Source organism: Pseudomonas citronellolis, assembly GCF_001586155.1.
GTDB classification, from domain to species: domain Bacteria; phylum Pseudomonadota; class Gammaproteobacteria; order Pseudomonadales; family Pseudomonadaceae; genus Pseudomonas; species Pseudomonas citronellolis.
Genome location: NZ_CP014158.1, coordinates 1,212,320 through 1,224,351 on the forward strand (window position 1 = coordinate 1,212,320; position 12,032 = coordinate 1,224,351).

Sequence of the window (12,032 nt, forward strand, 5' to 3'; positions counted from 1 at the left end):
TGGCCGGTCGGGCCTGGCTCATGGCTGCCCGCAGCGGATGGGGCGGGCGCAGGGACGGCAGCGGCGGGTACGCCGTGCCGTGGAAGGCGTGGGGGCCGGGGCTGCCGGACCTTCAGGGGGGAAGCTAAGCCATGCCTGGCGGCCGCGACAATGAAAAAATGCCTGGTGCTTCACTACGCCGCTTCTCGCCGATGCCCGGAATAGAGGCTTCGCAGCGTGTTTGGATACAGTGTCGTAGGAATATTAGCGCCAACCTGTAGGAGCGGGCCCTGCCCGCGATATCGCGCGCAGGGCGCGCTCCTACATTGGAATGGTGCGGGTGGGGCGGCGTAGGAACAACTGTCTTGCCGGCTGCGCCGAGGTGCTCTTCGTAGGATGGGTTGAGCTTGCGAAACCCATGCGGCCACGGTGATGGGTATCGCTTCGCTCAACCCATCCTACGGGGGTGTTGCCGGAGGGTGTAGTAGCGGATCTCATCCGCGAACCGCGCCGGTGGTTCCGGCCATCGCTATACCGGTGGGCATGGCTTTTCGTAGGAGCGAGCACCTTGGCGCCGTCTTGCAGGACTCAGGGCCCCAGTTCGACGTGGGTGAAATTGTTCGAGCCCAGCGGGCTCAGGGTGAAGCCCTTCACCCGGGGGCTCAGCACCACGAACTGTTTCGGGTAGGCCAGGGCTATCCAGGGCGCTTCGCGCTGGAAGATCGCCAGGGCCTGGCGGTACAGCGCGGCGCGGGCGTCCTGGTCTGTGCTGGCGCGGGCCTGGCGCAGCAGGTCGTCGAACTGGGCGTTGCACCAGCCGGCCATGTTCTCGCCGCTCTGCGCGGCGGCGCAGGACAGGTTGGGGGTGAGGAAGTTGTCCGGGTCGCCGTTGTCGCCCACCCAGCCCATGAACACCAGGTCGTGCTCGCCATGCTTGGCACGGCGGATCAGCTCACCCCATTCGTAGACGCGGATGTCGGCGCGGATGCCCAGCTTGCCCAGGTCGTTCTGCAGCATCTGCGCGCCTATGCCGGGGTTGGGGTTGGCCGGGCCGCCGCCGGGGCGGGTCCAGATGCTGAGCTTCTGCCCGGGCTGCACGCCGGCCTCGGCCAGCAACTGGCGGGCCCGTTCGAGGTCGCGCGGCCAGCCCTTCAGGTCCGCGTCCGAACCCCACAGCGTCGGCGGGTAGGGCGCCACCGCGGGGCTAGCGCCGCCCTCGCCGAACTGCGCCTTGCGGTAGGCGTCGCGGTCGAAGGCGAGGTTGATGGCCTGGCGCACACGCACGTCGTCCAGCGGCTTGTGCCGGGTGTTGATGGCGACGTAGGCGACCAGCAGGGAGTCCAGTTCCTCCACCTTCAGGCGCGGGTCCCTGCGCAGTTCGGGGATGTCCGTGGGCCGCGGGTACACCGCCACCTGGCAGTCGCCGGCGCGCAGCTTCTGGATGCGCACGCTGGGGTCGGGGGTGATCGCCAGCAGCAGGCGCTCGATCTTCGGCGTGCCGCCCCAGTAGTCGGGGTTGGCGGCGAAGCGCACCTGGGCGTCCTTCTGGTAGCGCTGGAAGACGAAGGGGCCGGTGCCCAGGGGCAGGTTGTTCAGTTGCTCGGGCTTGCCGGCCGCCAGCAGCAGGTCGGCGTACTCGGCTGAATAGATGGAGGCGAAGCCCATGGCCAGGTCGGCGAGGAAGGGCGCCTCGGGATGGCGCAGGGTGAAGCGTACGGTCAGGTCGTCGAGCTTCTCGACGCGCTCGATCAGCCCCGGCAGGCCCATCGACTGGGCGTAGGGGAAGCCGCGCGGGGCCAGCCTGTTCCACGGATGCGCCGGGTCGAGCTGGCGCTGGAAGCTCCAGAGCACGTCGTCGGCATCGAGGGCGCGGGTGGGGGTGAAGTAGTCGGTGTGCTGGAACTTCACGCCGGGGCGCAGGTGGAAGGTGTAGGCCAGGCCGTCGGCGCTGATGTCCCAGCTCTGCGCCAGCGCGGGGATCACCTTCGTGCTGCCGGGGGCGAACTGCACCAGGCGTTCGTACACCGTCTCCGCCGTGGCGTCGGCGGTGGTGGCGGCGGTGTACTGGGTGATGTCGAAGCCTTCCGGGCTGCCCTCGGTGCATACCACCAGGGGCCGGGCCAGGGTCGGCGCGGCGACGAGCAGCAACGCCAGGGCCGCCCACGTGGGGCGGCCCGGTCGTCTATCGGTAAGCGGCTGTAACCAGCGCAGCATGGCGTGACGGCCGCCTCGCGGCGGCCGCGGGCCTTACTTGCCGACGCCCACGCCGTAGAAGGAGTTGAGCGCGAAGGGGCTGATCTTGAAATCCTCGACCGTCTTGCGCATGGGCTGGTACACGGTGGAGTGGGCGATCGGGGTGATCGGCACCTGCTCCTTGAGGATGTGCTGGGCCTGCTTGTACAGCTCGGTGCGCCTGGCCTGGTCGGGGGTGCGCTTGGCTTCCTTGATCAGCTTGTCGTAGGGCTGGTCGCACCATTTGGAGAAGTTGTTGCCGTCCACCGCGTCGCAGCTGTACAGGGTGCCCAGCCAGTTGTCCGGGTCGCCGTTGTCGCCGCTCCAGCCGATCAGCATGGCGTCGTGCTCGCCGGCCTTGGCACGCTTGATGTACTCGCCCCACTCGTAGCTGACGATCCTGGCCTTGATGCCGACCTTGGCCCAGTCGGCCTGGAGCATCTCGGCCATCAGCTTGGCGTTGGGGTTGTACGGGCGCTGCACGGGCATGGCCCACAGGGTGATCTCGGTGCCTTCGGGCACGCCGGCCTTCTTCAGCAGCTCCTTGGCCTTTTCCGGGTCGTAGCCGGCGTCCTTGATGCTGTCGTCGTAGGACCACTGGGTCGGCGGCATGCCGTTCACGGCGAGCTGGCCGGCGCCCTGGTAGACGGCGTCGATGATGGCCTTCTTGTTCACCGCCATGTCCAGCGCCTCGCGCACTTCCAGCTTGTCCAGCGGCTTGTGCAGCACGTTGTAGGCGATGTAGCCGAGGTTGAAGCCCGGCTGCGAAGGCATGTTCAGGTTGGCGTCCTTCTTCAGCGACTCCAGGTCCGCCGGGCGCGGGAACAGGGTGATCTGGCACTCGTTGGCCTTGAGCTTCTGCATGCGCACCGAGGCGTCGGTGTTGATGGCGAAGATCAGGTTGTCGATCTTCACCTCGCCGGGCACCCAGTAGTCCTTGTTGGCCTTGAAGCGGATCATCGCGTCCTTCTGGTAGCGGCTGAACACGAAGGGCCCGGTGCCGATCGGCTTCTGGTTGATGTCGCTGGCGCGGTTCCGCTTGAGCAACTGGTCGGCGTATTCGGCGGACTGGATGGAGGCGAAGCTCATGGCCAGGTTCTGGATGAACGCGGCGTCGACCTCGTTGAGGACGAACCTGACGGTGTAGTCGTCGACCTTCTCCACCTTGGCGATGTTGGCGTCCATGCCCATGTCGGTGAAGTAGGGGAATTCGGTGGGGTAGGCTTTACGGAACGGGTGGTTCTTGTCGAGCATGCGCTCGAAGGTGAACAGCACGTCGTCGGCGTTGAATTCGCGGGTCGGCTTGAAGTAGTCGGTGGTGTGGAACTTCACGCCGTGGCGCAGGTGGAAGGTGTAGGTCTTGCCGTCGTCGGATACGTCCCACTTCTCGGCCAGCCCGGGGATCACCTGGGTGCCGCCGCGTTCGAACTGGGTCAGGCGGTTGAACACCGTCTCGGCGGCGGCGTCGAAATCGGTGCCGGTGGTGTACTGGCCGGGGTCGAAGCCCGCCGGGCTGCCCTCGGAGCAGAACACCAGGTTGCCGGCGGCGTGGGCGAAGGGAGCGCTGGCGATCAACCCAGCGGCGATCATGGAGCGGATGACGGCATTCTTGCGCATGCTGACCTCAGTTTGTTGTGGTTGTCATCGAGGCACGTCCTTGTGGGGCGTGTCGCCTGAAACTATGCAGGGCACATGCCGGGCGCAAGGGCCACACCCGCCACAGTGTAGAAGCTGTGGGGAAGTCGTAAGGGAATGTCGCAATAACGCAAGAAGCCCGTCGCGGCGCCCGGGCGGGTGGCGCCGCGGCGGGCCCGCATCAGGGCATCTGCACTTCGATGGTGCCGTCGGCGGTCACCGTGACCTGGCTGGTGCCGGCCTCGATCTCCGGGGCCGCGGCGAAGCCGGCGTCGGCCTTCATCGCCGCCATGCGCATCACCGGCATCGGCCGTGGCGCGCCGGCGCTGTTCAGGTTCAGGTTGACCAGGCGGTAGCCCTTGCCGCCGAGGGAGTCGGTCAGCAGCTGGGCGCGGGCCTTGAACGCCGCCACGGCGTTCTTCATCAGGCTGTCCTCGTTCTGCTGGCGGGTGGAGTCGGCGATGCTGAAGCTCATGTTGCCCATCTTCAGCTTGCCCAGCAGGCTGGCGGTGAGCTGCGACAGCGCGGCGAAGTCGGAGCTTTCCAGGCGCAGCTCGGCGCGTTCGCGCCAGGCGGTGATCTTCTGGCCCTTGTCGTCGTACACCGGGTAGCTGTTGCGGCTGCCCAGGCTGACGGTCACGCCCTTGGCCTTGCGCGCCTCGGTCACCGCGGCGTTGAGGGCGGCGGTGGTCTCGGCGGCGAGCTTGGCCGGGTCGCTGGCCTGGGCTTCGTTGAAGAGGGTCACGTGCATCTGGTCGTGGGCCACTTCCTGGCTGGCTTCGGCGTGCAGCGACACCAGGTTGTAGCGCGGCTCGTCGGCCTGGGCGGCGAAGCTGGTGGCGGCCAGGGCGACGGCTGCGGCCAGGGCGGCGAGGCTTTTCTTCAATGCGGACATGTTCGACTCCTTGGTCCTGTAATGAGTCCCGGGTGCAGGGTAGACGACCCCGCACATGGACAGTCAGACCTATTGACGCAGGTCGGCGTTCAAAGGGGTTGAATCGCGATAGCCTTTATCTCGTATGCTGTGTCGCTATGACGCACCGAGAGGGGAAGGGGCTTGGCTATACTCGCGCAAATTCCGGAATTCACCATGCGCACACCGGTTTTCCAGTTATCCGCCAGCCGGCAGAACCTGCTGCACCTGACGCTCATCCGTATTCTCGTGCTGGCCGCCCAGGCCGGTTCGGTGGGCATCGCCTACAAGGCCCAGTTGATCCCGCTGCCCTGGGCGGCGCTGGGGGTGACCCTCGGCGTGTCCCTGGTGCTGTGCCTGGCCACCGCCCTGCGCCTGCGCGGGCCCTGGCCGGTGACCGAGGTGGAATACGCGGTGCAGCTGGGCTGCGACCTGATCATCCACAGCGCCCTGCTGTATTTCTCCGGCGGCTCGTCCAACCCCTTCGTCTCCTATTACCTGGTACCGCTGACCATCGCCGCGGCGACCCTGCCGTGGCTCTACACCATCGTCCTCGCCGGCCTGGCCCTGGCCGCCTACACGGTGCTGCTGGTGTGGTTCCACCCGCTGAACATCGCCCCGGCGCAGCGCGACTACCTGCTGATCTACGGCATGTGGCTGAGCTTCGCCCTGGCCGCCGGGCTGATCACCTTCTTCGTCGCGCGCATGTCCCAGGCGCTGCGCCGCCAGGAACAGATAGTCGCGCAGCGCCGCGAGGAGGGCATGCGCGACCAGCAACTGCTCGCCGTGGCCACTCAGGCCGCCGGCGCCGCCCATGAGCTGGGCACGCCGCTGGCGACCATGAGCGTGCTGCTCAAGGAACTGCGCCAGGCGCACCCGAAGGACCCGCTGCTGCAGGAAGACCTGGCGCTGCTGCAGGAGCAGGTCAAGCTGTGCAAGGACACCCTGCAGCAACTGGTGCGCGCCGCCGAGGCCGACCGTCGCCAGGCCATCCAGGAACAGGGCGTCAACGAATGGCTGGAGGCGGTGCTGCGCCGCTGGCACCTGATGCGCCCGGAGGCCACCTACCGCTACCTGAACCTGGGCCCGGGCAGCGCCCCGCGGCTGACGCCGCCCACCGACCTCACCCAGGCCCTGCTGAACTTGCTGAACAACGCCGCCGATGCCTGCCCGGACGACCTGGAGATCTGCGTCGACTGGACTGCCACCGACATCTGCCTGAGCATCCGCGACCACGGCCCCGGCGTGCCGCTGGCGATCGCCGAGCAACTCGGCAAACCCTTCTTCACCACCAAGGGCAAGGGCTTCGGCCTCGGCCTGTTCCTCAGCCAGGCCAGCGTCACCCGCGCCGGCGGCACGGTGAAGTTGTACAACCACGAAGACGGCGGCACGCTCACCGAGCTGCGCCTGCCGCGCAGCTATGGTGTGGTGTGAACCCACGCGCGAGGAAGTACCCATGAGCGAAGAGAATCTGTTCGAAGGCGAAGAGCAACCCCACCTGCTGCTGGTGGACGACGACGCCACCTTCACCCGTGTGATGGCGCGCGCCATGAGCCGCCGCGGCCTGCGCGTATCGGTCGCCGGCTCCGCCGAGGAAGGCCTGGCGCTGGCCAAGGAAGACCTGCCCGACTACGCCGTGCTCGACCTGAAGATGGACGGCGACTCCGGCCTGGTGCTGCTGCCCAAGCTGCTGGAGCTGGATGCGGAGATGCGCGTGGTGATCCTCACCGGCTACTCCAGCATCGCCACCGCGGTGGAGGCCATCAAGCGCGGCGCCACCAACTACCTGTGCAAGCCGGCCGACGCCGACGACGTGCTGACCGCGCTGCTCTCGCAGCACGCCGACCTGGACAGCCTGGTGCCGGAAAACCCCATGTCGGTGGACCGCCTGCAGTGGGAGCACATCCAGCGCGTGCTGGCCGAGCACGACGGCAACATTTCCGCTACCGCCCGCGCCCTGGGGATGCATCGGCGGACGTTGCAGCGTAAGCTGCAGAAGCGCCCCGTGAGGCGTTAAGGAATTCATAAGACAGGGAGCGCCAACTGGGCGCTCCTTTTTTTTGTGCCGCCCGTGCCGAGCCCTGACTGATGACCGAAAGCGCCGAATACCGTGCCGCGAACGATGCCGTTCGCGGGCATTTCTTCTCCCAGGTGTGGAAACTGACGGCGCCCTACTGGCGCAGCGAAGAGAAGGGCATGGCCTGGCTGCTGCTGATCGTGGTGATCGCCCTGTCGCTGGTCGGCGTGGGCGTCTCGGTGTGGGTCAACACCTGGTACCGCGACTTCTACAACGCCCTGCAGAACAAGGACCTCGACGCCTTCATCCGGCTGATCCTGTACTTCTGCGGGATCGCCGCGGTGGCCATCCTGGTCGCCGTATACCGCCTGTACCTGACGCAGATGCTGACCATCCGCTGGCGCCGCTGGCTCACCGAGAAGCACTTCGCCGCCTGGCTGTCCGACAAGAACTACTACCGCCTGGAACAGCGCGGCTACACCGACAACCCCGACCAGCGCCTGTCCGAGGACCTCAACAGCTTCACCGACACCACCCTGAGCCTGGGCCTGGGGCTGATCCGCAACCTGGTCAGCCTGGTGTCCTTCTCGGTGATCCTCTGGGGCGTGTCCGGCAGCATCGAGCTGTTCGGCATCAGCATCCCCGGCTACATGTTCTGGGCCGCGCTGCTCTACGCCCTGGTCGGCAGCTGGCTGACGCACCTGATCGCCCGCCGCCTGATCGGCCTGAACAACCAGCAGCAGCGCTACGAGGCCGACCTGCGTTTCGGCCTGGTGCGCATCCGCGAGAACGCCGAGAGCATCGCCCTGTACAACGGCGAGGGCAGCGAGAACGAACGCCTGATGACGCGCTTCCGCAACGTCTGGGGCAACTTCTGGGAGCTGATGAAGGTGCAGAAGCGCCTGACCTTCTTCAGCTCCGGCTACGCCCAGATCGCCATCATCTTCCCCATCGTGGTAGCCGCGCCGCGCTACTTCGCCGGCAAGATCCAGCTCGGCGAGCTCATGCAGATCAACTCCGCCTTCGGCAACGTCCAGGACGGCCTGAGCTGGTTCATCGACGCCTACTCCAGCCTGGCCACCTGGCGCGCCACCTGCGACCGTCTGCTGAGCTTCCGCAACGCCATGGACGAGGTCGCCGGCGAGCACGAGAGCATCGCCGTGCACGCCGCCGGCAACGGCCTGCAGCTCAAGCACCTGAGCCTGCGCCTGGGCGACGGCAGCGTGCTGCTGGAGCCTACCGACCTGACCCTGCGGGCCGGCGAGCACGTGCTGATCAGCGGCCCCTCCGGCGCCGGCAAGAGCACCCTGCTGCGCGCCATGAGCGGGCTCTGGCGCTACGGCGCCGGGCAGGTGCAGATGCCCGCGGCGCGCACGCTGTTCCTGCCGCAGAAGCCCTACCTGCCGATCGGCAGCCTGGCCACGGCCCTGAGCTATCCGGAAGAACCCGGCCGGCACGGCCCCGAGCGCCTGCGCGAAGTGCTGCGCCTGTGCCGCCTGGAGCACCTGGGCGAACGCCTGGACGAAGCCCAGCACTGGCAGCGCCTGCTCTCGCCGGGCGAACAGCAGCGCCTGGCCATCGCCCGCGCGCTGCTCTATGCGCCGGCCTGGCTGTTCCTCGACGAGGCCACCTCGGCGCTGGACGACAACGACGAAGCCGCGCTCTACCAGACCCTGCTGGAGCAACTGCCCGGCGTGACCCTGGTCAGCATCGGCCACCGCGCCGACCTCAGGCGCTTCCACGAGCGCCAGCTGCGCCTGGAGGATCGTCACCTGCGGGAGGTCGAGGCGGTGCTCCCGGCCTGACACGCCTACCTGTCGCAAGGGAATCCCCCGGCGATAGGATTTTGGGAAAGATCGTGCTGTGAATTCCTTCAGATTTTGCAGGAAAGCTCGCAATTGATTGGCAGTTTTGGGGACTGCTGCATCGTTCCCGGACCCATACCCGGTACCCTCGACGGCTTTGCGGTAAACAGCCCGTCGCATTCGGATTCCGGATATCGCCATGCATGGTCTTTCCCCCTCTGGTCAGGCGTTGACGCGCGAGGCATTGCGCCTGGTGAACCCGCGTCGCTTCCTTGGCCTCGCGCTCGCCGGCGCCGCGGCGCTGGCGCTGCTGGCCTTCGCCGCCGGCCTGTGGCTCGGCCGCGTCATGGCGCCGCCCGCGCCGCTGGCCGAGGCCGCCCCGCAGCAGACGCCGGAGCAGCGCTTCGCCGTGGCGCGCCTGGGCGAGCTGGCCGGGCGCCTGCAAGTGCTGGAAAAGGACGCCGCCTACCTGCTGAAAGTGGTCGACGGCCACGAGGACATCGCCCGCAAGCTGGCGCGCATCGACCCCGGCCTGGTGCCGGAGCAGGCACCGGCACGCGGCGCTGACGGGGAGGGCGGCCTGCTGCTGCCGCCGCGGCCATGCCAGGCCGCGCCGCTGGTCGACGTGCAGCAGGGTACCGAGGCCGCGCGTTGCCTGAGGCGCCAGCTCGACCTGCTGCTGGACGCGGTGTCGCGGCGCAATGCCGACTTCCTCGCCATCCCCACCCATCGCCCGGTGGACAAGGCGCGCCTGGGCTCGGCCTTCGGCAACCGGCTGGACCCGTTCAACCGCCGCCTGGCCTTCCACTCCGGGCTCGACTTCGCCGCGCCCGGCGGCACCGAGATCCAGGCCGCCGCCGGTGGCCGGGTGGTCGCCGCCGGCCCCTTCAGCTCCTATGGCATCCGCGTGGAAATCGACCACGGCAACGGCCTGCTCACCCGCTATGCGCACCTGTCCAGGGCCGAGGTGCGCGTCGGCGACGTGGTGATGCCCGGCCAGCGCATCGCCGCCATGGGCTCCACGGGCCGCTCCACCGGCTCGCACCTGCATTTCGAAGTGCTCTACCGCGGCGAGTTCGTCGACCCGCAGCACTTCCTTTCCCTCGGCGACATGGAGAAGGCCCTCGATGCGCTGGCGCAGGACTAGGCCGGCGACCACCCGCGAACTGCTGCGCGCCGAGCACCAGCCACGGGCCCAGGTGGCGCGCAGCTACCGGCCGCTGCTCTGGGCCGCGCTGGCGCTGGCCATGGCCTTCGCCGCGGTGCATTTCTGGCGCGGCTCGCAGCAGGCCGAAACACAGCAGCGCATCGAAGCGCTGCAGGCCGGCAATGCCGCGCTGGCCGCCGACCTGCAGCGCCAGCGGCTGCTGACCGCCGAGGCCCAGGCCACGCGCGAGCAGCTGCAGCGGCGCATCGACCAGATGTCCGGGGAACTCAAGAAGCTCAAGACCGACCTGGCGTTCTACCGCCAGCAGAAACCCGCCAAGTGATCCGCAGGAGGACGAACATGTTCAGCAGCAACAAGAAGAAAGGGCCGCAGGTGGCGGTGGACAGGTTTTCCAGCCTGCTGTCGGGCAACCTGGCGCTGGTGGGCGACCTGGAGTTCGAGGAGGGCCTGAAGGTCCAGGGCCGCATCCAGGGCAACGTGCGCCACAAGCCGGGTACCCAGAGCCTGCTGGCCCTGGGCGCGGAAGGGCGGATCGAGGGCTGCGTCAGCAGCTACGACGCGCTGATCGACGGCACCATCGTCGGCGACCTCTACGTCGAGCACCTGCTGGAACTGCATTCCAACGCCCGCGTCATCGGCAACATCCACTACCGCCAGCTGAGCATGGAGAACGGCGCCAGCGTCGACGGCAAGCTCACCCGCCTGGACGAGCAGCGCCCGCTGGAACTGCCGGCGCCCGAGAGCCACCGGGCACGTGCCGGGGCCGAGGAAGCGGAGCCCGCCTGAGGCAAATCGTTAGCACGCGAAGCACCGCCCCTTGTTATGATCGCCGCAGTTCTTCCGCCGGCGTTTCCCCTCCATGCTCGCACTGCTGTTCCAGACCCTCGGCATCACCGCGCCGGTGTTCTCCATGCTGTTCATCGGCGTGCTGCTGCGCCGCGTCGGCTGGATCGACCAGGGCTTCATCCAGACCGCCTCGGCCCTGGTGTTCAACGCCACCATGCCGGTGATGCTGTTCCTCGGCATCTACCATTCCGACCTGCACCGCGCGGCCAGCCCGGCGGTGCTGACGTTCTTCTGCCTGGCCACCCTCGGCGGCTTCCTGCTCGCCTGGGCCTGGGCGCACTGGCGGGTGCCGCGGCAAGAACGCGGCGTCTACGTGCAGGGCGCCTTCCGCGGCAACAACGGCATCGTCGGCCTGGCCCTGGCCACCAGCCTCTACGGCGAGCACGGCCTGGCCCTGGGCTCGGTGCTCGCGGCCCTGGTGATCCTCTGCTACAACACGTTGGCCACCGTGGTCCTGGCGATCTACAGCCCGGTGCTCAAGTCCGACCCGCTGAGCATCGCCCGCCAGGTGCTGGTCAACCCGCTGATCATCGGCGTGCTGGCGGCCTTCCCGTTCGCCTGGTGGGGCATCCAACTGCCGGCCTGGGTGCTCACCTCCGGCGACTACTTCGCGCAGATGACCCTGCCCCTGGCGCTAGTCTGCATCGGCGGCACCCTGTCGCTGCCGGCCCTGCGCAGCAGCGGTAGCCTGGCCCTGAGCGCCAGCCTGATGAAAATGCTCTGGCTGCCGGCGCTGTGCACCGCCGCCGCCTGGCTCTGCGGCTTCCGCGGCGCCGAACTGGGCGTGCTGTTCCTCTACTTCGCCAGCCCCACGGCCGCCGCCAGCTACGTGATGGCGCGCGCCGCCCAGGGCAACGCCGAACTGGCGGCCTCGATCATCGTCATCACCACCCTGTCGGCGGCGCTGACCACCAACCTCGGGCTGTTCATCCTGCAGTGGGGTGGGTGGATCTGAGGTGCTCAACCCCGAATCGCAACGTCAGCCGGCAAGTTCGTAGGGCGTATAACCGTTCGCGGTTATACGCCGCTTCACCTAACTCATGCCCGGCGTTGCGGTCGAGCCCGGAGTGTCCCGAAACAGGCGCTCCGTGGCCGAACCCGAAGCGCGCCTGGGATCGAGGTCAAACGGCGTATAACGCCGTAGGCGTTATACGCCCTACGCCCAGCCCTCCCTCGGCGTAGGGCGTATAACCGTTCGCGGTTATACGCCGCTTCACCTAACTCATGCCCGGCGTTGCGGTCGAGCTTGGAGTGCCCGAAACAGGCGCTCCGTGGCCGAACCCGAAGCGCGCCTGGGATCGAGGTCAAACGGCGGATAACGCCGTAGGCGTTATACGCCCTACGCCCTGGACAACCTCCCACTGGGGCGCGGTCTAGGCAGAATCTGAATTCGCAGACAGCATCACTTACTCTGCCCGAAGGCCATTTCAAGCCGTT

General features: G+C 67.8%; 10 protein-coding genes. 7 read left to right on the forward strand and 3 right to left on the reverse strand.

The annotated features are described in order from the left end of the window. Positions 1-567: 567 nt before the first annotated feature. The 3 genes from PcP3B5_RS05535 to PcP3B5_RS05545 all read right to left on the reverse strand — a co-directional run bounded on the left by PcP3B5_RS05535 (position 568) and on the right by PcP3B5_RS05545 (position 4,741). Complete coding sequence (locus tag PcP3B5_RS05535) at positions 568-2,193, reverse strand: ABC transporter substrate-binding protein (RefSeq protein ID WP_061560759.1); 1,626 nt, start codon at positions 2,191-2,193, stop codon at positions 568-570. 33 nt (positions 2,194-2,226) lie between these two features. Then, a complete protein-coding gene (locus PcP3B5_RS05540) occupies positions 2,227-3,828 on the reverse strand; it encodes an ABC transporter substrate-binding protein (RefSeq protein WP_061560760.1) in 1,602 nt (533 codons plus the stop codon). A 199-nt stretch (positions 3,829-4,027) separates the two neighbouring features. Next, positions 4,028-4,741 (reverse strand): SIMPL domain-containing protein, encoded by a 714-nt coding sequence (locus PcP3B5_RS05545; protein ID WP_009617743.1) that lies wholly within the window; start codon positions 4,739-4,741, stop codon positions 4,028-4,030. A gap of 195 nt (positions 4,742-4,936) precedes the next feature. Between PcP3B5_RS05545 and PcP3B5_RS05550 the strand changes: the two genes are divergently transcribed. From PcP3B5_RS05550 to PcP3B5_RS05580, 7 genes are all read left to right on the forward strand, one after another. After that, positions 4,937-6,193, forward strand: a complete 1,257-nt coding sequence (locus PcP3B5_RS05550) for an ATP-binding protein (RefSeq protein ID WP_009617745.1) — start codon at positions 4,937-4,939, stop codon at positions 6,191-6,193. 22 nt (positions 6,194-6,215) lie between these two features. Further along, positions 6,216-6,776 (forward strand): response regulator transcription factor, encoded by a 561-nt coding sequence (locus PcP3B5_RS05555; protein ID WP_009617747.1) that lies wholly within the window; start codon positions 6,216-6,218, stop codon positions 6,774-6,776. 71 nt (positions 6,777-6,847) lie between these two features. Continuing rightward, a complete protein-coding gene (locus PcP3B5_RS05560; RefSeq protein ID WP_043272330.1) occupies positions 6,848-8,581 on the forward strand; it encodes an ABC transporter ATP-binding protein/permease in 1,734 nt (577 codons plus the stop codon). 199 nt (positions 8,582-8,780) lie between these two features. Further along, on the forward strand, positions 8,781-9,728 hold the full coding sequence (locus tag PcP3B5_RS05565; protein ID WP_061560761.1) for a M23 family metallopeptidase: 948 nt from the start codon (positions 8,781-8,783) through the stop codon (positions 9,726-9,728). After that, positions 9,709-10,071, forward strand: coding sequence for a hypothetical protein (locus PcP3B5_RS05570; protein WP_043315240.1), 363 nt, complete (start codon positions 9,709-9,711; stop codon positions 10,069-10,071). The genes PcP3B5_RS05565 and PcP3B5_RS05570 overlap by 20 nt, the downstream gene beginning before the upstream one ends. A gap of 17 nt (positions 10,072-10,088) precedes the next feature. Beyond that, complete coding sequence (locus tag PcP3B5_RS05575; protein WP_009617754.1) at positions 10,089-10,535, forward strand: bactofilin family protein; 447 nt, start codon at positions 10,089-10,091, stop codon at positions 10,533-10,535. 73 nt (positions 10,536-10,608) lie between these two features. Then, on the forward strand, positions 10,609-11,550 hold the full coding sequence (locus PcP3B5_RS05580) for an AEC family transporter (RefSeq protein WP_061560762.1): 942 nt from the start codon (positions 10,609-10,611) through the stop codon (positions 11,548-11,550). The last annotated feature ends 482 nt before the right edge of the window (positions 11,551-12,032 follow it).